The sequence below is a fragment of the Pseudomonas sp. PvP089 genome (assembly GCF_017875165.1).
Taxonomy (GTDB): domain Bacteria; phylum Pseudomonadota; class Gammaproteobacteria; order Pseudomonadales; family Pseudomonadaceae; genus Aquipseudomonas; species Aquipseudomonas fortuita.
Window position 1 is genome coordinate 2,821,334 of sequence record NZ_JAGGME010000001.1, and the last position, 22,708, is coordinate 2,844,041.

The following is a 22,708-nucleotide window of genomic DNA, read 5'->3' on the forward strand; positions in this document are numbered from 1 at the left end:
AGAAACCGACATGCCATTTCGCCGCACCCTGCTGGCCGCATCCCTGGCCCTGCTGATCACCGGTCAAGCCCCCCTGTATGCCGCACCTCCGCTGTCGATGGACAATGGCACCAACGCCCTGACCGTGCAGAACAGCAACGCCTGGGTCGAAGTCAGCGCCAGCGCCCTGCAACACAACATCCGCACCCTGCAGGCCGAGCTGGCTGGCAAGTCCAGGCTGTGCGCCGTGCTCAAGGCTGACGCCTATGGCCACGGTATCGGCCTGGTGATGCCGTCTATCATTGCCCAGGGCGTGCCCTGCGTGGCGGTGGCCAGCAACGAGGAGGCCCGCGTGGTCCGCGCCAGTGGCTTCACCGGGCAACTGGTGCGGGTACGCCTGGCCAGCCTCAGCGAGCTGGAAGATGCCTTGCAGTACGACATGGAAGAGCTGGTCGGCAGCGCCGAATTTGCCCGCCAGGTCGATGCCATCGCCGCACGCCACGGCAAGACCCTGCGCATACATATGGCGCTCAACTCCAGTGGCATGAGCCGCAACGGTGTGGAGATGGCGACCTGGTCCGGCCGTGGCGAAGCGCTGCAGATCACCGATCAGAAGCACCTCAAGCTGGTTGCGCTGATGACCCACTTCGCCGTCGAAGACAAGGACGATGTCCGCAAGGGCCTGGCGGCCTTCAACGAGCAGACCGATTGGTTGATCAAGCACGCGAAGCTCGACCGCAGCAAGCTCACCCTGCACGCCGCCAACTCGTTCGCTACCCTGGAGGTGCCGGAGGCGCGCCTGGACATGGTACGCACCGGCGGCGCGCTGTTCGGTGACACCGTGCCGGCGCGCACCGAGTACCAACGCGCCATGCAGTTCAAGTCGCACGTGGCGGCGGTGCACAGTTACCCGGCCGGCAACACCGTCGGCTACGACCGCACCTTCACCCTGGCCCGTGATTCGCGCCTGGCCAACATCACCGTCGGTTATTCCGATGGCTATCGCCGGGTGTTCACCAACAAGGGCCATGTGCTGATCAACGGCCACCGCATACCGGTGGTGGGCAAGGTGTCGATGAACACGCTGATGGTCGATGTCACCGACTTCCCGGACGTGAAGGGCGGCAACGAAGTGGTGCTGTTCGGCAAGCAGGCCGGGGGCGAAATCACCCAGGCCGAGATGGAAGAAATCAACGGCGCGCTGCTGGCCGACCTGTACACCGTGTGGGGCAGTTCCAACCCGAAGATCCTCGTCGACTGAAACCGCCAAAGAAGGGAGATTACCATGCGCTACGCCAAGCTCACCCAACGCATCGCCGGCGACGGGGCTGCGGCCTGGGACATCCACTACCGCGCCCTGGCGCTGCAGGCCGAGGGCAAGGACATCCTGCTGTTGTCGGTGGGTGACCCAGACTTCGACACACCTGCGCCGATTGTCGAGGCGGCCATCGACAGCCTGCGGGCGGGTCACACCCATTACGCCGATGTACGCGGCAAGCTGGCCCTGCGCCAGGCCATTGCCAGGCGCCACCAGCAGCGTAGCGGCCAGGCCGTCGACGCCGACCAGGTGACGGTGCTGGCAGGGGCCCAGTGCGCGCTGTACTGCGTGGCCCAGTGCGTACTGGACCCAGGCGACGAGGTGCTTGTCGCCGAACCGATGTATGTGACCTATGAGGCGGTGTTCGGTGCCTGTGGTGCCAAGGTGGTGCCGGTGCCGGTCAAGCCGGAAAACGGCTTTCGGGTATGCCCGCAAGACGTGGCCGAGCGCATCACCCCGCGCACCCGCGCGCTGGCCTTGAACAGCCCGCACAACCCGTCGGGGGCAAGCCTGCCCCGTGCTACCTGGGAAGCACTGGCCGAACTGTGCATTGCCCACGACCTGTGGCTGATCTCTGACGAGGTGTACAGCGAATTGCTGTACGAGGGCGAGCATGTCAGCCCTGCCAGCCTGCCGGGCATGGCCGAACGCACCGCCACCCTCAACAGCCTGTCGAAGTCGCATGCCATGACGGGCTGGCGGGTGGGTTGGGTGGTCGGTTCTACCGAATTGGCCGCCCATTTGGAAAACCTCGCGCTGTGCATGCTGTATGGCTCGCCCGACTTCATTCAGGACGCCGCTGTGGTGGCGCTGGAGCAGCCGTTGCCCGAGCTGGCCGCCATGCGCGAGGCCTACCGCCAGCGCCGTGACCTCGTGTGCGAACAGCTGGCCGGCTGCCCGGGCCTGAAGGCACTGAAGCCCGATGGTGGCATGTTCGTGATGGTTGATATCCGTGAGACCGGCGTAAGTGCCCAGGCCTTTGCCGACCGCCTGCTGGACCGCCAGGGCGTGTCGGTACTCGCCGGCGAAGCGTTCGGCCCCAGTGCTGCCGGGCATATCCGCCTGGGCCTGGTGCTGGGCGATGCGGCGCTGGTCGATGCCTGCCAGCGCATCGCCCGCTGTGCCGACGAGCTGAAACGGGAGTACGGCAATGCGTGAGTATGCGCGGCTGTACATCGATGGCGCCTGGCAGGTGCCGAGTGGGCAGGGTATGGCTGAGGTGATCGACCCGGCCACCGAGCAGGCCATTGGCCGGGTACCACTGGGTGGCGAGGCGGATGTCGAGCGGGCAGTGATGGCGGCGCGGCGGGCTTTCGCTGGCTGGTCGCGCACGCCGTCCAGTGTGCGTGCAGGGTACATCCAGGCGTTGGTGGCGCAGCTGAAAAGCCACGCGGCGGAAATGGCCGGGGCCATTACCGACGAACTGGGCATGCCGGTGCAGTGGTGCCAGGCGGTGCAGGTCGAAGGCCCGATTGTGGGGCTTGCGCAGTACGCCGAACTGACCGGGTTGATGGATGAGGTGCGCGAAGTCGGCAATTCGATGGTGTACCGCGAGGCCGTTGGCGTGTGCGCTTTCATCAACCCATGGAATTACCCGCTGCACCAGATGATCGGCAAGCTGGCGCCGGCCTTGGCCGCCGGCTGCACGGTGGTGGTCAAGCCCAGCCAGGAAACGCCGTTGCACGCGTTTTTACTGGCCGAAATGATCGACGCCATCGGCCTGCCGGCCGGGGTGTTCAACCTGGTCAGCGGCCCGGGGGCAAAGGTGGGTGAGGCCCTGGCCCGGCACCCGCAGGTGGACATGGTGTCGTTCACCGGTTCAACCGGTGCCGGTGTCCGGGTGGCACAAGCGGCCGCGCCGACGGTGAAGCGGGTGTGCCTGGAGCTGGGTGGCAAATCACCGTTTCTGATTACCGCCGATGCCGACCTGCACGCTGCGGTGCGCCATGGCGTGCAGGACGTGATGATCAACTCGGGGCAGACCTGCACGGCACTGACCCGTATGCTGCTGCCGGCCAGCCGCTACGCCGAGGCGCTGGAAATCGCCGAGGCCGAAACCCGCGCACTGGTCATGGGCGACCCGCGTGACCCGGCCAGTTTTCTCGGGCCGATGTGTTCGGCAGGCCAGCGGCGCACGGTGCTCGACTACATTCGCCAGGGCCAGGAGGAGGGCGCGCGCTTGTTGTGCGGTGGTGATAGCGGCGGCTTCGAGCGCGGGTTCTACGTGGCGCCCACGTTGTTCGCCGACGTCGACAACCGCATGCGCATTGCCCAGGAAGAAATCTTCGGCCCGGTGCTGTGCCTGATCCCCTACGCCGACGAGGCCCAGGCGCTGGCGCTGGCCAATGACTCGCCGTTCGGCCTGTCCAGCGCGGTGTGGGCGGGCAGCCGCGAGCACGGCCTGGCGCTGGCGCGGCAGATTCGGGCCGGGCAGTGCTTCATCAACGGGGGCGGGTTCAACTACCGGGCGCCGTTTGGTGGCTACAAGCAGTCGGGCAACGGCCGCGAGTGGGGCGAAGAGGGCCTGGCGGAGTTCGTCGAGGTGAAAGCCGTACAGTGCTGAGCCACCGCTGCAAGACAACCTGTTTTGTGTAAGGAGAATGTTTGTGAATGTACTGATCATCCACGCTCACCCCGAGCCGCAATCGTTCACCGCTGCCCTGCGCGACCAGGCCGTGGAAACCTTCCGCGCCCAGGGCCACCAGGTGCAGGTCAGCGACCTGTACGCCATGGGCTGGAACCCGGTGGCCAGTGCCGATGACTTCACCCAGCGTGAGAACCCCGAGTACCTGGTGTATGCCCTGGAGCAGCGCCAGGGGGTCAAGCGCGGCGCCCTTGCCGAGGATATCCAGCAGGAGCTGGACAAGTTGTTGTGGGCCGACTTGCTGGTGCTGAACTTCCCGATCTTCTGGTTCTCGGCCCCGGCCATGCTCAAGGGCTGGATCGACCGGGTGCTGGTGTCGGGGGTGTGCTATGGCGGCAAGCGTTTCTACGACCAGGGCGGGTTGGCGGGCAAGAAGGCGCTGGTGACCGTGACCCTGGGCGGGCGCGAGCACATGTTTGGCGAAGGGGCGATTCATGGGCCGCTGGAAGACATGCTGCGGCCGATACTGCGGGGCACGCTGGCTTATGTGGGGCTTGAAGTGCTGCCGCCATTCGTGGCCTGGCATGTGCCGTATATCAGCGATGAGGCGCGCCAGGACTTTTTGCAGCAATACCGGCAGCGCCTGGAGCAGCTCTCGGACGACCAGCCATTGGTGTTCCCACGCCTGGCCCAGTTCGATGAGGCGCTTTACCCTCTATCTTGAGTCGTGCGCAGCCCCCTGTAGGAGCGGCCTTGTGTCGCGATGGGCTGCGCCGCAGCCCCAGGATCTGCGCCCCAGTACAAATTGTCGGGGCTGCTGTCGCAGCCCATCGCGACACAAGGCCGCTCCTACAAAAAAGCGCGCACTCAGCGAAGCACTAAAAACGACCACCCACACATTCGGGGTATGTTGCCCCTCGGCAAATCCCTCGATAGTGAACCCATCGGCTCGATCCGGAGCACTCACACGATGGAGTTGCCATGCGCAAGGTACTGAAGGTGATTGGTGGTCTGCTGCTGGCGTCTGGTGCCAGCCTGGCCCAGGCGACAGAGGTAGACAGCGCCAACACGCTACGGCTGTACAACTGGACCGACTACATCGGCGAAACCACCCTGGCCGACTTCGAGAAGGCCACCGGCATCAAGGTCATCTACGACACCTTCGACGGCTACGAAACGGTACAGACCAAACTGCTGACCGGCCGCTCCGGCTACGACCTGGTCATGCTCAACGCCTCGCTGGTCCCCCCGCTGATCAGCGCCGGCGTGTTCCAGGCACTGGACAAGCAGCAACTGCCCAGCTGGCAAAACCTCGATCAGCAGGTGGTCAACAACCTGCAGGGTTACGACCCTGGCCTGAAGTACTCGGCGCCCTACACCTGGGGCAGCTCGGGGGTCACTTACAACGTCGACAAGATCACCGCGCGCATGCCCGATGCGCCGATCGGTTCGCTGGCCATGCTGTTCGACCCCAAGATCGTCTCGCGTTTCGCTGACTGCGGCGTCACCCTGATGGACGCGCCCACCGAGGTCATCCCGCTGGCCCTGCAGTACCTGGGCAAGGACCCGCGCAGTGCGTCGGCCGCCGACCTCAAGGCAGCCGAACAACTGCTGCTGGGCATCCGCCCCTACATTCGCAAGTTCGACTCGGTCAACTACCTCACCAGCCTGCCCAACGGCGATGTCTGCCTGGCGCTGACCTGGTCCGGTGACTACGCCACCGCCCAGGCCCGTGCGGTGGAGGCGAAGAAGGACATCAAGCTGTCGTTCTTCATCCCCCAGGAAGGTTCACTGATCTGGTTCGACAACCTGTACATCCCCAAGGATGCGCCGCACGCGGCCAACGCCCACCGCTTCATCGAGTTCCTGCTGCAGCCGCAGACCATGGCCAAGGTCACTGACTACATCCACTACGCCAACAGCAACGCCGCCGCCACCGCGCTGGTGCGTGACGATATCCGCCAGGACCCGGCCATCTACCCCGACGCACAAACCCGTGAGCGCCTGTTCGCGCAGAAAACCCAGAGCCCCAAGGACATGCGCGCCATCACCCGGGTCTGGAGCACGGTCAAGACCGGTTTCTGAACACTGCCTAACGTTTCCCGCCAAGGAGCTGCCCATGGCCACCCCAAGCAAAGCATTCGCTATCGCCCACGACACGCTGGTGGAAGCCGACAAGGCCCACTACATGCACGGCTACCATGTGTTCGACGAGCACCGCGAGCAAGGCGCGCTGAACATCGTCGCCGGCGAGGGCGCCTACATTCGTGACAGCCACGGCAACCGTTTCCTCGATGCCGTCGGCGGCATGTGGTGCACCAACATCGGCCTGGGTCGCGAGGAAATGGCCCTGGCCATCGCCGACCAGGTGCGTCAGCTGGCGTATTCGAACCCGTTCTCCGACATGGCCAACGCTGTGGCCATCGAGCTGTGCCAGAAGCTTGCGCAGCTGGCACCGGGCGACCTGAACCACGTGTTCCTCACCACCGGCGGCTCGACTGCTGTCGACACCGCCTACCGGCTGATCCAGTACTACCAGAACTGCCGCGGCAAACCACACAAGAAGCACATCATCGCCCGCTACAACGCCTACCACGGCTCTACTACCCTGACCATGTCGATTGGCAACAAGGCCGCCGACCGGGTGCCGGAGTTCGACTATCACCACGACCTGATCCACCACGTCTCCAACCCCAACCCGTACCGCGCCCCGCACGACATGGACGAGGCCGAGTTCCTCGACTTCCTGGTGGCCGAGTTCGAGGACAAGATCCTGTCGCTGGGCGCCGACAACGTGGCCGCGTTCTTTGCCGAACCGATCATGGGCTCGGGCGGGGTGATCATCCCGCCCAAGGGCTACTTCCAGCGCATGTGGCAACTGTGCCAGACCTACGACATCCTGTTCGTCGCCGACGAGGTGGTGACCTCGTTCGGGCGCCTGGGCACCTTCTTCGCCAGTGAAGAACTGTTTGGCGTCACCCCCGACATCATCACCACCGCCAAGGGCCTGACCTCGGCCTATCTGCCGCTGGGCGCGTGTATCTTCTCCGAGCGTATCTGGGAAGTGATTGCCGAGCCGGGCAAGGGCCGCTGCTTCACCCATGGCTTCACCTACAGCGGTCACCCGGTGTGCTGCACGGCGGCGCTGAAGAACATCGAGATTATCGAGCGCGAACAACTGCTCGATCACGTCAAGGACGTGGGTGGCTACTTGGAGCAGCGCCTGCAAAGCCTGCGCGAGTTGCCGCTGGTGGGTGATGTGCGTTGCATGAAGCTGATGGCCTGCGTCGAGTTTGTCGCCGACAAAGCCAGCAAGGCGCTGTTCGCGGATGAGGTAAACATCGGCGAGCGCATCCACAGCAAGGCCCAGGCCCGCGGCTTGCTGGTGCGTCCGATCATGCACCTGAACGTGATGTCGCCACCGCTGATCATCACCCATGCGCAGGTGGACGAGATTGTCGAAACCTTGCGCCAGTGCATCCTCGAAACCGCGCGTGAACTCACGGCGCTTGGCCTGTACCAAGGCCGATGAACCTGGCGCAAAGGGCTGTGCGCGGGCGTACCCGGCAGGCTAGACTGCCGGGCATGACCCAGGCCACTCCCGACACCCCGCTTACCCTGACAATGGGCGCGCTGCAGCAATGGCATGCGGCGCTGCAGCGTGCTTTGGCCAATAGCGAAACGCCCGAGGCGTTGGAGTATGTGGCCGCTGCCATTGGCCAGCTGGTGCAGGTGGAATCGATGATGATCAGCCTTGAGTGCCAGGGGCGCGCGCCGCAGCTGCTCTACCAGCAGGGCATTCCCGAGCTGCACCGCGCTGCGGTGCTGGAGCGTTATTTCAGTGCCGGCTACTTGCTCGACCCGTTCTGCCTCGCCGTGCAAAGCGGCCTGGCCGAAGGCTTTTACCACCTGCAGGAAATCGCCCCGGACAACTTCTTCGACAGCGACTATTACAAGGCCTATTACCTGGGCACCGGTTGCAGCGAAGACAGCTACTACATCGTCGATCTCAGCGCTGGGCGCAAGCTGTCGCTGAGCCTGTTCCAGGGTTGCAGCGGCACGCCTCTGAGTGCCGGGCAGGTCGACTTGCTGCGGGCGCTGGAGCCGATGGTGCGGGAACTGTTGGGGCGTTATGCCCGGCATAACCTGGAGCCCGGCGCAGCATCGGCCGAACACGGCAGCCTGCAGGCAGCGTTCGACAGCTTTGGTTGCCAGGTGCTGACCGACCGTGAGCGGGAGGTGGCACACATGATCTTGCGCGGGCACTCGGTGAAGTCGACCGCGCTGGCGCTGGGCATCTCACCGGAGACGGTGCGCATGCACCGCAAGAACCTGTACCTGAAGCTGGAGATCAACTCGCAGTCCGAGTTGTTTGCACGGTTTATCGACTGGTTGCGCGGCGATCAGCTGAAAATCTAGAAGTTTTTGCGGTCCCTGTGGGAGCGGGCATGCCCGCTCCCACAGGGACCGCGTCAGTTTTGAAATTTGGGGTAGTTCACGAAGCGGCCAGGCGGGCCTCCAGCGCGGCGATGTGCGCCTGTAGCCGCTCATGCTCCTGGCGCTCGGCGCTGATGTCTTCGAACACGCTGATCAGGTGTTCCGGTTCGCCGCTGTCCCGGCGCTGCAGTGAGGTGCGGGCGCGTACCCAGATGTACTCGCCATTCTTGCGGCGCACGCGTTTTTCCACTTCGTAACGCTCGGTTTCACCGGCCAGCATGCGTTGCAGCAACTGCAGGTTCTGCGCCAGATCGTCAGCGTGGGTGATCTGCTGGAAGGTCATGCCGTAAAGCTCTTCGGCGCGGTAGCCCAGCAACTCGCACAGGCTGTTGTTGACCCGCTGCCAGGTGCCGTCCGGGTCGATGTAGGCCAGGGCGCCCCAGGCCAGCTCGAAGATTGCCCGGAAGCGTTCCTCGCTCTGGCTTAGCGCCTGCTGGGCCACTTGGCGTTCGGTGTTGTCCATGCTGATGCCGACCATCTTCACCGACCGCCCGGCGCTGTCGCGTACCACCGTGGCGCGGGAAGAAATCCAGCGCACTTCACCGTCCGGGCGGGCAATGCGGAAGTCACATTCACAGCCACCGCCGTCTGCCACCGCGTCGGCGTACATCAGCTGCATGCGCTGCACGTCTTCGTCGGGCAGGTGCTTCCAGAAGTCTTCGTTGTGCCGCACCGGCCAGCCATAGACCTGCTCGACGTTGGGCGAGTAGGTGACTTCGTCGCTGATCAGGTTCCATTCCCAGGTGACGATGCGTGCGCCTTCCTGGGCGAGCTTCATGCGCGTTTCGCTTTCCATGATCTCGGCGGTCAGGCGCCGACGCACATCCGTCATCGGCAGCTCGACCACCTGCGGTTGCTGGATGTTCTGCAGTGCTTCGTCGCCATAGCGCAACCAGATCCAGTTGACCTTGAGAAAGTCGGCCAGCTTGCGCAGGTTGTCGTAGTCGATCTCGCCGCCGCGGGTCCACTTGTGCACGGCGGTGCGCGAGATGCCCAAGGCCGTGCCCACGGCTTGCAGGGTCAGCTTGTGATGCTCGAGCAGTTCCTTGAGGCGGAAGGCGAAGCTGTTTTCCAACATCGGCAGGGTGTCCTGATCTGGGCCAAGAGCCTGCCAGTATACCCAAGCTGTCAACTTTTGGTTGACGGGTCCTCACGCTGCCTCTTTTGGGGAGAACCTTGTGCTGCCTGCACTGGCCTCATCGCCGGCACAGGCAACATCAGCCGGGCGGTTGTTAAAGGTCCAGCACCAGCCGCGCCGTACGGGCGCGGGAAACGCACAGCATGATGCTCTGCTGCGCCGCTTTTTCTTCATCGCTCAGGTACTGGTCGTAGTGCTCTGCTTCACCCTCGAGGATGGCCGTCTCGCACGTACCGCACACACCTTCGCGGCACAGGCACTCGACCTTGGCAGCCTTGGACTTCTCGATGGCCTGCAGAATGGTCATGCCTTCTTCCACCTGCAGTTCCACGCCCGATTGCGCCAGCACCACGGTAAAGGCACTGCCGGTGACCGGGGTGGCGGCAAACTGTTCCCAATGCACGCGCTGCTCGGCAATGCCGGCCTTGGCGGCGCAGGCGATGACCGCATCGATCAGCGGTTTTGGTCCGCACACGTACAGGTGCGCTTGCTCGTCCAGCCCCGCGCACAGGGCGGCCAGGTCAAGCTTGCGGTCGAGGCTGTCGATGTAGAACTGGGTGCGTGCAGCGTGCGGGCCGTTGGCCAACTGGTCCTGGAACGCGCCGTGCCCTGGCGCGCGGAAAGCATAGTGCAGCTCGTAGTCGGCGCTGCCGCCTTCCAGCTCATGCAGTTGCGCCAGGAACGGGGTAATGCCGATGCCGCCGGCAATCAGCACGTGCCGGCCGGCCGAAGGGTCCAGGGCGAAGAGGTTGTTGGGCGAGGAGATGGTCAGGCGGGTGCCGACTTCCACCTGTTGGTGCATGAACGCCGAGCCCCCCTTGGACTGTTCTTCCAGGCGCACGCCGATCTGGTAGCTGCGGGTGTCACGCGGGTCGCTCATCAACGAGTAGGCGTTACTGAACTGGTTGCCGTCAGCGCCTTGCATCTGCACGATGACGTGGCTGCCGCCGGTGAAGGCGGGCATCGCCGCGCCGTCTTCGCGGGCCAGGGTAAAGCGCTTGATCAGCGGTGTGGCGTGTTCCACGTCGGTCACGCGCACGCTGAACATTTCATAAGTGTTGGCCATGGTTCACCTCGACTGCCTGGGTGCGCGGCAGGCCCTGCCGCGCACCTTTACGTGCCAATAAACGTGGAGCGGTTGCCATCAATCGTCGAGGTGGGCCACGGCGATCAGGTTGTGGAAGTGGGCAATGCCGTGTTCGCTCATGCCACTGCGCTCGCGGTCGGCCATGATGCGGCCCTGGCCACGGTAGCCACGCGACTTCAGGCCCTTCTGCACGCTTTCGACCAGGCGCAGGTCTTCTGGGCGGAACACTTCGCGGTACCAGTCGATCAACTTCTGCTGCTCTTCGGTGATGTCCTTGTTCAGGAAGTAGATGTCGTAGTGCTGCAGGGTGGTTTCGGCATCGACCGGGAACTCATAGATCACGGTCATGAAGTTGGCCCCTGGCGGCACGTTGAACATGGTGCACGGCCAGGCCCAGAAGCCGGCGAACGACGGGTCTTTCACGGTTTCGTCGAACTTGAACGACTGCTCCGAAGGCTTGGCCAGGCCATATTGCAGGGTCCAGTTACCGTGCATGGTGTGGCTGTACTGGCCGACGTCGACCGAGTCGGAGAAGCCTGGGTGCGCCGGGGCGCAGTGGTAGCATTCCAGGTAGTTATCGACGATCGACTTCCAGTTGGCCGGGGTGTCACTGACGAAGCGCGCCGCCAGGTGCAGGTCGTCGATGACCGCGCAGGCTTCACGCATGCGTGCTTGCATGCCTGGCAGCTGGTCTTCGACGGAGCCGGCCTCCATGTCCATGTTGATGAAGATGAAGCCGGCGTATTCCTCGACGCGCAGCTGCACCAGGGTGGAGTTCTCTTTGTCGAAGTTGACCACGTTGTCGCAATTGCGGGCGTGGGCCAGTTCGCCGTCGAGCTTGAAGGTCCAGGCGTGGTACGGGCAGGTGATGACGTTTTTGGCCTTGCCGCTACCGCTGAGCAGCTGGTGGCCACGGTGCGGGCAGACGTTGTAGAACGCACGCAGCACGCTGTCACGGCCGCGTACGACGATGATGCTTTCGCCGATCACTTCGCGGGTGATGTAGGCATTGTTGTCTGCCACTTCGCTGCGGTGGCCCACGCAGATCCAGCTGCGGGCGAAAATGGCTTCTTTCTCGTGTTCGAACACTGCGGCCTTGGTGTAGAAATTGGCCGGGATGGTGAAGGCCTCGTCGGCGTTCGCACAGAAATCGGCGGGCAGGCGTTTGAAGTCGTTCATGACAGGTTTCTCACAAGCTCGGTTTATAGTTGTTGGTTAACGCGTACCTGCCGGTTAACAGGCCAGGCAAAAAAAATTGCAGACAGCAAGGGGGCTGCTAGGCAGCCCATCGCGGGCAAGCTCGCTCCTACAGGGTTAATCAGTGCACCGCAGCTGCACTGCGCGGGGCCTGTTCGGCAGGTGTTTCACCGGCCATGCGGGCAGCCTCTTCCTCGATGACGTGGGCCGGTACCTGGCCGTAGTCGGCGATCATCCACTTGAAAAAGCCATAGATCTTCACCAGCAGAATCACCATGAACGGGATTGCAGTGAGCACCACGGCGGTCTTCATGGTCGACAGCGAGGCCTTGGCGAACAGCATGGCCAGTGGCACCAGGGTCAGCACCACGCACCAGAACAGGCGGTGGGTGGGTGTCGGGTCGTCACCTTCACGCAGGTTGCGGGTGCTGGTGGCAGCCACCGCATAGGCCGCGGCATCCATGTGCGAGGCACAGAAGATGGCCATGATGAACAGGTACACACCGAGGAACACCTGGCCCCACGGCAAGGCCAGCAGCAGGTGCGTCACGGCCGATTCGCCGCCTTGTTCGGCGAGCATTTTCGGTACATCCACGGCGCCGGTGATGAACTGGTGCATGCTGTAGCTTTCCAGCGCGCCGAAGAAGAACCAGCAACCGAAACTGCCCCCCAGCAGCAGGGCCAGGACCACTTCCTTGATCTGCCGACCGCGCGAAACGCGGGTGACGAACATGGCCACACCCGGGGCGTACGACACCCACCACAGCCAGTAGAATACTGTCCAGTTGCGGGTGAAGGCGCCGTCGCCCGCCGGGTCGGTGAACAGGCTCATGTGCACGTAGTTCTGGATCATCAGGCCAATCGAGTTGGCGGTGTTGTTGAGGGTGAACTGGGTCGGGCCCACCAGCAGGACGACAGCGGCAAACACCAGCGCGCCGATGCACACCATCTTGCTCAGGCGCTGCAGGCCACCATCGATACCGATGTAAGAGCTGAGCGAGAACATCACTGCGACGCCACCGATCACCATCAATTGCACGGTGAAGGTATCCGGGGTGCCGGTCAGGTCATGCAGGCCGCGGGTCAGGGTCGAGGCGGTGAGGGCCAGCGACACAGTCAGTGCGCCCATCATGGTCAGCAGGAAGATCAGGTCGACGCTACGGCCTACCGGCCCGGTGGCCTTGAAGCCCGTCACCGCTTCGATAACCGAAGCCAGGTTCAGGCCGCTCTTCTTGCGTACATGGAAGTGATAGGCCATGGCCAGTGATGCCAGGGCGTAGATCGACCAGGCGCTGATGCCCCAGTGGAAGAACGAATAGCCCACGCTGTACTCGAGTGCCTTGGGGGTGGCAGCAGCGATGTTCAGGCCCGGGGTCTGGTAATAGTAGGCCCATTCCATCACGCCCCAGTAGAGGGTCGACGAACCCATGCCGGCACAGATGAACATGAACACCCAGGTGGCGGTGGCATATTCAGGCTTGCCACTGCCCAGGCGGATGTTGCCGTACTTGCTGAAGGCCAGGTACAGCACGGCCAGGGTACTGCCAAACACCAGCACCTGCACGCTGGTACCGAAGGTGCGGGTGGACAGCTCGAACAACTGGTTGGCGGCGCTTTCAGCCTGGGCGGGGAAGGCTGCAAGGCCGATCACGGTGAGCAACACGGCGATCAGGCTCACGGTAATCAGGAACACATCAATCTTTTTATTCTTGTGCGACATCATCGTCTCCTGGACGTTGGCGTACTTGTTATACCCGGCAGGCATCCGGGGTGTTGCGGTACCACTCCTTCCTTGGCCGTTAACCGGTGGTTAACCAATATCTAATGGTTAACAGATTTTGCATACAATCCACGTCGCTCGCAAGAGGCAAAGGGCCGATTGTCAGACACTTCTGACAATCGGCCCGGGTGTTATCAGGCTTCGATCAGCGCGGTGATGGCCTGGCCCACCTGCTGGGTAGACTGCTGGCCACCCATGTCGCGGGTCACGTCACCGGCGGCGATGACCTGCTCGATGGCTTTGAGGATGTCGTCGTGGGCGGCGCGGTAGCGTGGGTCGGCGCCTTCGTTGCCGAGGAAGTCGAGCATCAGTGCACCGGACCAGATCATCGCGATCGGGTTGGCGATGTTCTTGCCGTAGATGTCTGGCGCCGAGCCGTGCACCGGCTCGAACAGCGACGGGAATTTGCGTTCGGGGTTCAGGTTGGCCGAAGGCGCGATGCCGATGGTGCCGGCGCACGCCGGGCCCAGGTCGGACAGGATATCGCCGAACAGGTTCGAGGCCACGACCACGTCGAAGCGGTCCGGTTGCAGTACAAAGCGGGCGCAGAGGATATCAATGTGCTGCTTGTCCCAGCTGATTTCCGGATAATTGGCTGCCATTGCTGCGGTGCGCTCGTCCCAGTACGGCATGCTCACGGCCATGCCGTTGGACTTGGTGGCCGAGGTGACGTGCTTGCGCTCGCGGGTCTGGGCCACCTCGAAGGCGTACTTGAGAATGCGGTCGACGCCACGGCGGGTGAACACCGATTCCTGCAGCACGAACTCGTTTTCGGTGCCTTCGAACATGCGCCCGCCCAGCGACGAGTACTCGCCTTCGGTGTTTTCGCGGATAACCACGAAGTCGATATCGCCGGGTTCACGACCCGCCAGCGGGCAGGGTACGCCGGGGAACAGGCGCACCGGGCGAATGTTCACGTACTGGTCGAAGTCGCGGCGGAACTTGAGCAGCGAACCCCACAGCGAGATGTGGTCCGGCACTTTGTCTGGCCAGCCTACGGCACCAAAGTACAGGGCGTCGAAACCTTTGAGCTGTTCGAACCAGTCATCCGGCATCATCTTGCCGTGGGCCAGGTAGTAATCGCAGCTGGCCCACTCGAAGAACTCGAAACTGATGTCCAGGCCGTGCTTGCGCGCGGCGGCCTCGACTACCCGAATGCCTTCCGGCAGTACTTCGTTGCCGATGCCGTCGCCTGGGATTGCCGCGATTCTGAACGTCTTGCTCATGGGGTGCACTCGTTGTCTAGGGAACAGGTGCTGGTCATGCTATAAGGGCTTGAGCCGGAGATAATCTCGCCAATCATGGATTCTTGGAACACGATACGTGAATAATCTGCCCAACCTCGACGACCTCAATATCTTCCTGCAAGTGGCCAAGCGCGCCAGCTTTGCGGCTGTGGCCGATGAGCTGGGCATGTCGGCGGCGTATATCAGCAAACGCATCCGCATGCTCGAGCAAACACTGGAAGTGCGCTTGTTGCACCGCACCACGCGGCGGGTGACGGTGAGTGAGGAAGGGGAGCGGGTGTATCAGTGGGCTTTGCAGATATTCGATGCCGTACAGCGCATGGGTGATGACATCAGCGCCCAGCACCGCGAGCCGGCCGGGCAGTTGCGCATCGCCAGCAGCCTGGGGCTGGGGCGGCGCTTCGTGGCGCCGGCTTTGTCGGAGCTGGCCGAGCGCTACCCGCGGCTGGACATTCGCCTGGATGTGCACGATCGCCTGGTGGACCTGATCGCCGAAGGTGTCGACCTGGACATCCGCGTGGGCAACGCCATTGCCCCCAACCTGATCGCCAAGCCGCTGGCGCGTAACCGCCGGGTGCTCTGTGCTGCGCCGGCTTACCTGGCGCGGCGGGGTTCGCCCAAGGTGCTGGGCGACCTGGGCAGCCACGACTGCCTGGTGATCAAGGAACGTGACCACCCGTTTGGTGTGTGGCAACTGATGGGGCCGATGGGTGAAGAAAGCGTGCGTGTGACGGGCGGCCTGTCGACCAACCATGGTGAAGTGGCGCACCAGTGGTGCCTGGATGGCCGAGGGATACTGCTGCGTTCATGGTGGGATGTGCATGACAGCCTGCAGGACGGGCGCCTGGTGCAGGTGCTGGAGGCCTATCACCAGCCGGCGGATATCTGGGCGGTATACACCTCGCCGCTGGCCAGCTCGGCCAAGGTGCGGGTGGCGGTGGACTTTTTCCGGCAGTACTTTGCCGAGCGCTACAGCTTGCCGGAGTAGGCCGAACCCAGATCATGTGCGCTCCGCTTTTGATTTTTTGTGGGATCAACTGTCTCGCACCATCAATCAGGCTACCGCATCACCCTGCAGGAGCAGCACAAGGCTGCTCCTGCAACAATCAAAAGCGCAGCGCGGTGGGTTTCAGGGCACGGGGATACGGGAAACCGCCTTCACTTCGCGCAGCGCCAGGCTTGACTGGATCGAGGCAATGCCTGGCTGACGGCGCAACACCTCTTCCACGAATCGCCCATAACTCTCCAGGTCATTTGCCAACACCGTCAGCACATAGTCAGCCTCGCCGGTTACCTTGTGGCAGGACAGCACCTGCGGCAGTTTCAATATCACCTGCTCGAACTCATCCGGTGCGTTGGCCGAATGGTTGCCAAAGCGCACCTGGGCAAACGCCATCACGTCGTAGCCCAGCTTCCTGCGGTCGAGGTTGGCCTGGTAATCCTTGATGATGCCCAGCTCTTCCAGCCGTTTGCGCCTGCGCCAGCAGGGTGTCACGGTCATCGACAAACGCTCGCCCAGCGCAGCGCTCGACAGGGTGCCGTCCTCCTGCAAAAGGCGCAGCAGCTCGCGGTCGGTGTCGTCCAAATGTTCGATAGCAAAGGCTTTGCTCATTACCGGCCAATTCTGTGATTAATTTCCTCAAGCATCCGGTTTGGCTGAGCATAAAGCAAAGCATTTTCACGGTTCAGGCGCGAAAATTGGTTATCCGGTAACCCCTTGAAAAAGGACATTCGTGTGCTGACAGTTTTTAGCAACAATCACCGCTTGCACCATGGCTCGGAACTCAAGGACGGCGCCATTACGCCATCGTTCGAAAACCCCCAGCGTGCCGACACCGTACTGGCCCGGGTGCGCAGCACGGGCCTTGGCGATGTCATTGCCGAACAGGCCTTCGACCGGGCCTGCTACGTGGCGGCGCACAGCGAGCGCTACGTAAGCTTCCTGGAAAACGCCTGGTCGGAATGGGCCGCCACCGGCAAAACCCACGATGCGCTGCCGCTGGTGTGGCCAGTGCGCGACCTGGCTATCGACCGTGAGCCCGGCTTCATCGACGGCAAGCTGGGCTTTTATGCCATGGACGCGGGGGCCCCGATCACCGCCGGCACCTGGGAGGCGGTGCGCAGCAGCGCCGACGTTGCCTTGACCGGCATGCAGCGCATCATCGACGGTGCCGACAGTGCCTTCGCCCTGTGCCGCCCACCGGGGCACCATGCGGCCCGGGAATACATGGGCGGCTATTGCTACCTGAACAACGCCGCCATCGCCGCCGAGCGCTGCCTGAGCCAGGGCGCCAGGCGCGTGGCTGTGCTGGATGTGGACTTCCACCACGGTAACGGCACACAGAACATCTTCTACGATCGCCCCGATGTGTTCTTTGCCTCCCTGCATGGCGACCCGCACGTGTCCTACCCGTATTTTTCCGGCTACGCCCATGAACAAGGCGCAGGCGCTGGCGAGGGTTTCAACGCCAACTACCCGATGGGCAAGGGCACCCGCTGGGCCCAGTACCAGCCGGCTTTGCAGGATGCACTCAAGCGCATTGTCGCGCACAAGCCGCAGTTTCTGGTTGTGTCGCTGGGGGTCGACACCTTCGAGGATGACCCGATCAGCCACTTCAAGCTTACCAGCGACGACTTCCTGCGCATGGGCGCCGAGATCGCCAGTGCCGGTATCCCGACCCTGTTCGTGATGGAGGGCGGTTACATGGTCGACGAAATCGGCATCAACGCAGTGAACACCTTGCAAGGTTTTGAAAGCGCGCGCTAACCCGCCTGAGAAGCCGTGACGAAGCCAGTAATGGGCGTCGCCACGGCACCGCGACATGTGACAGGCCAACAATAACAAGAGGTCGCCATGCAAGACATGCCCGCAAGCCTTGAGCAAAGCAAACCGGTAACGCCCGACCGTGACGGGCACCTGCAACGCACGCTGGAAAACCGCCACATCCAGCTGATTTCCATAGGGGGCGCCATTGGCACCGGCCTGTTCATGGGCTCGGGCAAGGTGATCGCGCTGTCCGGCACCTCGATCCTGTTGGTCTACGCCATCCTCGGGTTCTTCGTGTTCTTCGTCATGCGCGCCATGGGCGAGTTGCTGTTGTCCGACCTGCGCTTCAAGTCGTTCGCCGATATCGTTGCCCATTACCTGGGCTCGCGCGCCGGCTTTGTGCTGAGCTGGTCGTACTGGCTGAGCTGGAGCGTGGCGGTGGTGGGGGACGTGGTCGTGGTGGCCGGTTTTTTCCAGTACTGGTACCCCGATGCACCGGCCTGGCTACCCGCGTTCTTCACCCTGTTCGTGCTGCTGGGGCTGAACATGCTGGCGGTGAGGATTTTTGGCGAGGTAGAGTTCTGGTTCGGCATCATCAAGATCGTCGCCATCGTGCTGTTGATCATCACGGCAGCGGTCATGATCGCCACGTCCTATACCTCGCCCAATGGCGTGGTTGCCTCGCTGTCGCACGTGGTCGCGCCGGGTGCGGTGCTGCCCCATGGCATCAGCGGTTTTTTTGCCGGGTTCCAGATTGCCGTGTTTTCCTTTGCCGGTACCGAGCTGATCGGCACCACCGCAGCGGAAGCGAAGAACCCTCATCGCTCGCTGCCCAAGGCCATCAACACCATCCCCTTGCGCATTCTGCTGTTCTACATCCTGGCGCTGGTGTGCATTATCAGCGTGGTGTCGTGGGCCGAGGTGCCGGCCAACCGCAGCCCCTTCGTCGAACTGTTCCTGCTGGCCGGCTTTCCGGCGGCGGCCGGCATGATCAACTTTGTGGTATTGACCTCGGCTGCCTCTTCGGCCAACAGCGGTGTCTACTCGGGCTGCCGGATGCTGTTCGGGCTGGCCGAGCGGCGTAACGCGCCGGCCCTGTTCGCCAGGCTTTCGGCACTGAGCGTGCCGGTGTACAGCCTGGTGTTTTCCGGCGTGTGCATGCTGATCGGGTTGAGCCTGCTGTTCATCATCCCGGAGGTGATGACGGTGTTCACGCTGATTTCGACCGTGTCGGCAATCTTGGTGATCTTTACCTGGTCGATGATCCTTGCTGCGTACCTCGCCTATCGCAAACGCAACCCGGCTGCGCACAATGCTTCAGTGTTCAAGTTGCCGGGCGGGGTGCCGGTGGCGGTCACGACCCTGGGCTTTCTCGGCTTTGTGCTGGTGTTGCTGGCACTGCAGCCGGATACCCGCCTGGCACTGTGCGTGATGCCGTTGTGGTTCGTGTTCCTGTTGCTGGCCTACCGCCGCCGCGCTCAAGCGCATTCCTGAGCACAACACATACCCTGTGGGAGCGGGCATGCCCGCGAAGCAGGCGACGCGGTGGATGGCACGGGCTCTGCCCGTGATCGCGGGCGCGCCCGCTCCCACAGGGTGCAAGTTTTGTTCATAGTGCCTGTTGCTCGATCAACCCCAGGCACCGCTGCACGATCGGGCTCACATCACCCTTGCGCCGGCTCAGAATGATCGGGCTGACGGCGCTGCTATCGAGCAAGCCGACATATTCGATATCGGTGCGGTGTTGCTGTTGTACCGACGCCGGCACCAGCGTTACCCCCACGCCGACGGCCACCAGGCCGATGGCCGTCTGCAATTCGTTGGCCCACTGGCTGACGCGGATGCTCATGCCATGCTGGGCAAACAGCGCCAGCACGTGGTCGGCATAACTGGGCCGGGGGTTGGCCGGGTAGAGGATGAACGCCTCGCCAGCCAGCTGCGCCAGGCTGACCGGGCTGCCCGCCAGCGGGTGGCCCTTGGGCAGCACGGCCACCAGCGGGTCCTCCCGCAGAACCTCTTGGTGGATGGCCGCGTCGTCGATGCGAATGCGCCCGAAGGCGATGTCGATGCGCCCGCTCTTCAAGGCTTCCACCTGCTGCAGCGTGGTCATCTCGCTCAGGCCCAGTTCCAGCTCGCTGTCCTGGCGCAGCTCGCGGATCAGCTCTGGCAACACGTTGTACAGGGTCGAGGGGGCAAACCCGATGCCCAGCCACTGGCGCTGGCCCTGGCCAATGCGGCGGGTGTTGTCGCTGATGTTCTGCAGTTGCTGCAGCACGGTGCAGGTCTGTTCGTAAAAAAAACGACCGGCCTCGGTCAGCCGCAGCGGGCGTTCGCGCACGACCAGCAGGGTGCCGAGCTGGTCCTCCAGCTGGCTGATCTGCCGGCTCAAGGGGGGTTGGGCGATGTGCAGCAGCTCGGCGGCGCGGGTGAAGTTCAGGGTCTCGGCCAAGACTTTGAAGTAACGCAGGTGGCGCAGCTCCATCAGACCTCCAGGGTATGGTGGGAGATTCATTTGATATTGGACGGTCATCAGGGTCTCGCGCAATCCTTGAGCAATCAAGTAAATGCACCATTCGGGCCTGCAGCTGGCAGCCCGACCTGACGGGACCTGGCCACAATGACAAGCGCGCTGATTGAACGTATTGATGCAATTATCGTCGACCTGCCGACCATTCGCCCGCACAAGCTGGCAATGCACACCATGCAGCAGCAGACCTTGGTGGTATTGCGCGTGCGCTGCAGCGATGGCGTGGAAGGTATCGGCGAGGCCACCACCATCGGTGGCCTGGCGTATGGCTACGAAAGCCCCGAGGGCATCAAGGCCAACATCGACGCGCACCTGGCTCCGGCGCTGATTGGCCTGGCGGCAGACAACATCAATGCGGCCATGCTCAAGCTGGACAAGCTGGCCAAGGGCAACACTTTTGCCAAATCGGGTATTGAAAGCGCCTTGCTCGACGCCCAAGGCAAACGCCTGGGGCTGCCGGTGAGCGAGCTGCTGGGCGGCCGAGTGCGTGACAGCCTGGAAGTGGCCTGGACCCTGGCCAGCGGCGACACCGCCCGTGATATCGCCGAAGCGCAGCACATGCTGGAAATTCGCCGTCACCGGGTGTTCAAGCTGAAGATTGGCGCCAACCCGGTGGAGCAGGACATCAAGCACGTGGTGACGATAAAACGCGAACTGGGCGACAGTGCCAGCGTGCGGGTCGACGTCAACCAGTACTGGGACGAGTCCCAGGCCGTGCGTGCTTGCCAGGTGCTTGGCGACAACGGTATTGACCTGATCGAGCAACCGATCTCGCGCATCAACCGTGGCGGCCAGGTGCGCCTGAACCAGCGCAGCCCGGCCCCGATCATGGCCGATGAGTCGATCGAAAGCGTCGAGGACGCCTTCAGCCTGGCCGCCGACGGCGCGGCCAGCATCTTCGCCCTGAAAATCGCCAAGAACGGTGGCCCGCGAGCGGTGTTGCGCACTGCGCAAATCGCCGAGGCCGCCGGTATAGCGCTGTATGGCGGCACCATGCTCGAAGGCTCTATCGGCACCCTGGCCTCGGCCCATGCCTTCCTTACCCTGCGCCAACTGACCTGGGGCACCGAGCTGTTCGGCCCGCTGCTGCTGACCGAAGAAATCGTCAACGAGCCGCCGCAGTACCGCGACTTCCAACTGCACATCCCCCGCACCCCAGGCCTGGGCCTGACCCTGGACGAACAGCGCCTGGCGCGCTTCGCCCGTTGCTGATCAGCCAACAAGGAGATAATCATGCTGTTCCACGTGAAGATGACCGTGAAACTGCCGGTCGACATGGACCCGGCCAAGGCCACCCAGCTCAAGGCTGATGAAAAGGAACTGGCCCAGCGCCTGCAACGTGAAGGGACCTGGCGCCACTTGTGGCGCATTGCCGGGCACTACGCCAACTACAGCGTGTTCGACGTGCCCAGCGTCGAGGCGCTGCACGACACACTGATGCAGCTGCCGCTGTTCCCGTACATGGACATCGAGGTCGACGGCCTGTGCCGGCATCCCTCGTCGATTCACAGCGACGACCGCTGATACGCACCTGTCTGCCTGACAAGAACAATATGAGGTACGCACGATGACCGTGAAAATTTCCCACACTGCCGACATTCAAGCCTTCTTCAACAAAGTGGCTGGCCTGGACCACGCCGATGGCAACCCGCGCTTCAAGCAGATCATTCTGCGTGTGCTGCAGGACACCGCGCGCCTGGTCGAAGACCTGGAAATCACCGAAGACGAATTTTGGCACGCCATTGATTACCTCAACCGCCTGGGGGGGCGTAACGAGGCTGGCCTGCTGGCCGCAGGCCTGGGTATCGAGCACTTCCTCGACCTGCTGCAGGACGCCAAGGATGCTGAGGCCGGCCTGAGCGGTGGCACCCCGCGTACCATCGAAGGCCCGCTGTACGTCGCCGGGGCGCCGTTGGCACAAGGCGAAGCGCGCATGGACGACGGTACCGACCCCGGCGTGGTGATGTTCCTGCAGGGGCAGGTGTTCGATGCCGACGGCAAGCCGCTGGCCGGCGCCACCGTCGACCTGTGGCACGCCAACACCCAAGGTACCTATTCGTACTTCGACTCGACCCAGTCCGAGTACAACCTGCGCCGCCGCATCATTACCGACGCCGAGGGGCGCTACCGTGCGCGCTCCATCGTGCCGTCGGGATATGGCTGCGACCCGCAGGGCCCGACCCAGGAGTGCCTGGACCTGCTCGGCCGTCATGGTCAGCGACCGGCGCACGTGCACTTCTTCATCTCGGCACCGGGGCACCGCCACCTGACCACGCAGATCAACTTCGAGGGTGACAAATACCTGTGGGACGACTTTGCCTACGCCACCCGCGACGGTTTGATCGGCGAGCTGCGGTTTGTCGAGGACGCTGCTGCGGCGCGTGATCGCGGCGTGCAAGGCGAGCGTTTTGCCGAGCTGGCGTTCGACTTCCACCTGCAGGGGACCACGGCGCCGGAGGCCGAGGCCCGCAGCCACCGGCCCCGTGCGTTGCAGGAAGGCTGAGACTTTTGGGGCTGCTGCGCAGCCCATTCGCGGCACAAGGCCGCTCCCACAGGGATCGCGCGCGACAGTGCCATCGTGCAATCC

At 63.3% G+C, this 22,708-nt stretch carries 20 protein-coding genes; 13 read left to right on the top strand and 7 right to left on the bottom strand.

The window, feature by feature from the left end:
• Nucleotides 1-10 precede the first annotated feature (10 nt).
• From alr to J3A71_RS13140, 7 genes are all read left to right on the top strand, one after another.
• Entirely contained in the window at nt 11-1,240 is a 1,230-nt protein-coding gene (gene alr, locus J3A71_RS13110; protein WP_016487566.1) for an alanine racemase, read from the top strand.
• 24 nt (nt 1,241-1,264) lie between these two features.
• Nucleotides 1,265-2,455, top strand: coding sequence for a pyridoxal phosphate-dependent aminotransferase (locus J3A71_RS13115; protein WP_096426203.1), 1,191 nt, complete (start codon nt 1,265-1,267; stop codon nt 2,453-2,455).
• Nucleotides 2,448-3,860: an aldehyde dehydrogenase family protein gene (locus J3A71_RS13120; protein ID WP_096426202.1), complete on the top strand. Its 1,413-nt coding sequence runs from the start codon at nt 2,448-2,450 to the stop codon at nt 3,858-3,860. Before J3A71_RS13115 ends, J3A71_RS13120 begins: the two co-directional genes overlap by 8 nt.
• A 43-nt stretch (nt 3,861-3,903) precedes the next feature.
• Nucleotides 3,904-4,605, top strand: coding sequence for an NAD(P)H-dependent oxidoreductase (locus J3A71_RS13125; protein WP_033731667.1), 702 nt, complete (start codon nt 3,904-3,906; stop codon nt 4,603-4,605).
• A 257-nt stretch (nt 4,606-4,862) separates the two neighbouring features.
• On the top strand, nt 4,863-5,966 hold the full coding sequence (locus J3A71_RS13130; protein ID WP_096426201.1) for a polyamine ABC transporter substrate-binding protein: 1,104 nt from the start codon (nt 4,863-4,865) through the stop codon (nt 5,964-5,966).
• A gap of 34 nt (nt 5,967-6,000) precedes the next feature.
• A complete protein-coding gene (locus J3A71_RS13135) occupies nt 6,001-7,413 on the top strand; it encodes an aminotransferase (RefSeq protein WP_096426200.1) in 1,413 nt (470 codons plus the stop codon).
• Nucleotides 7,410-8,300, top strand: a complete 891-nt coding sequence (locus J3A71_RS13140; RefSeq protein ID WP_031311943.1) for a helix-turn-helix transcriptional regulator — start codon at nt 7,410-7,412, stop codon at nt 8,298-8,300. The genes J3A71_RS13135 and J3A71_RS13140 overlap by 4 nt, the downstream gene beginning before the upstream one ends.
• Nucleotides 8,301-8,376: 76 nt before the next feature.
• Here the strand turns inward: J3A71_RS13140 and J3A71_RS13145 are convergent, their stop codons facing one another.
• The 5 genes from J3A71_RS13145 to J3A71_RS13165 form a co-directional block, all read right to left on the bottom strand.
• Nucleotides 8,377-9,456, bottom strand: coding sequence for a helix-turn-helix transcriptional regulator (locus J3A71_RS13145; protein WP_016487559.1), 1,080 nt, complete (start codon nt 9,454-9,456; stop codon nt 8,377-8,379).
• 154 nt (nt 9,457-9,610) lie between these two features.
• Entirely contained in the window at nt 9,611-10,582 is a 972-nt protein-coding gene (locus tag J3A71_RS13150; protein WP_096426199.1) for a PDR/VanB family oxidoreductase, read from the bottom strand.
• A gap of 78 nt (nt 10,583-10,660) precedes the next feature.
• Complete coding sequence (locus J3A71_RS13155) at nt 10,661-11,782, bottom strand: ring-hydroxylating oxygenase subunit alpha (protein ID WP_060517370.1); 1,122 nt, start codon at nt 11,780-11,782, stop codon at nt 10,661-10,663.
• Nucleotides 11,783-11,921: 139 nt separating this feature from the next.
• Nucleotides 11,922-13,520, bottom strand: a complete 1,599-nt coding sequence (locus tag J3A71_RS13160; RefSeq protein WP_096426962.1) for a BCCT family transporter — start codon at nt 13,518-13,520, stop codon at nt 11,922-11,924.
• 194 nt (nt 13,521-13,714) lie between these two features.
• A complete protein-coding gene (locus J3A71_RS13165) occupies nt 13,715-14,806 on the bottom strand; it encodes a tartrate dehydrogenase (RefSeq protein WP_016487555.1) in 1,092 nt (363 codons plus the stop codon).
• A gap of 97 nt (nt 14,807-14,903) precedes the next feature.
• Here J3A71_RS13165 and J3A71_RS13170 point away from each other — a divergent pair, with 97 nt between their 5' ends.
• Nucleotides 14,904-15,815 carry a LysR substrate-binding domain-containing protein gene (locus tag J3A71_RS13170; RefSeq protein WP_016487554.1) on the top strand — a complete coding sequence of 304 codons (912 nt, stop codon included), beginning with the start codon at nt 14,904-14,906 and terminating at the stop codon, nt 15,813-15,815.
• A 141-nt stretch (nt 15,816-15,956) separates the two neighbouring features.
• Here J3A71_RS13170 and J3A71_RS13175 read toward each other — a convergent pair whose 3' ends face one another.
• Complete coding sequence (locus tag J3A71_RS13175) at nt 15,957-16,439, bottom strand: Lrp/AsnC family transcriptional regulator (protein ID WP_016487553.1); 483 nt, start codon at nt 16,437-16,439, stop codon at nt 15,957-15,959.
• A 123-nt stretch (nt 16,440-16,562) separates the two neighbouring features.
• Between J3A71_RS13175 and J3A71_RS13180 the strand changes: the two genes are divergently transcribed.
• Nucleotides 16,563-17,594, top strand: a complete 1,032-nt coding sequence (locus J3A71_RS13180) for a histone deacetylase family protein (protein ID WP_023047754.1) — start codon at nt 16,563-16,565, stop codon at nt 17,592-17,594.
• 87 nt (nt 17,595-17,681) lie between these two features.
• Nucleotides 17,682-19,088, top strand: a complete 1,407-nt coding sequence (locus J3A71_RS13185) for an amino acid permease (RefSeq protein ID WP_023047753.1) — start codon at nt 17,682-17,684, stop codon at nt 19,086-19,088.
• Between the two features lie 115 nt (nt 19,089-19,203).
• Here J3A71_RS13185 and catR read toward each other — a convergent pair whose 3' ends face one another.
• Nucleotides 19,204-20,076: an HTH-type transcriptional regulator CatR gene (catR, locus tag J3A71_RS13190; RefSeq protein ID WP_016487551.1), complete on the bottom strand. Its 873-nt coding sequence runs from the start codon at nt 20,074-20,076 to the stop codon at nt 19,204-19,206.
• Nucleotides 20,077-20,211: 135 nt separating this feature from the next.
• Between catR and J3A71_RS13195 the strand changes: the two genes are divergently transcribed.
• From J3A71_RS13195 to catA, 3 genes are read left to right on the top strand one after another with little or no spacing between them, the layout of a single operon-like run.
• Entirely contained in the window at nt 20,212-21,333 is a 1,122-nt protein-coding gene (locus J3A71_RS13195) for a muconate cycloisomerase family protein (protein ID WP_023047752.1), read from the top strand.
• Nucleotides 21,334-21,354: 21 nt separating this feature from the next.
• Complete coding sequence (catC, locus tag J3A71_RS13200) at nt 21,355-21,645, top strand: muconolactone Delta-isomerase (RefSeq protein ID WP_016487549.1); 291 nt, start codon at nt 21,355-21,357, stop codon at nt 21,643-21,645.
• A 43-nt stretch (nt 21,646-21,688) separates the two neighbouring features.
• Complete coding sequence (gene catA, locus J3A71_RS13205; protein WP_016487548.1) at nt 21,689-22,624, top strand: catechol 1,2-dioxygenase; 936 nt, start codon at nt 21,689-21,691, stop codon at nt 22,622-22,624.
• Nucleotides 22,625-22,708 lie beyond the last annotated feature (84 nt).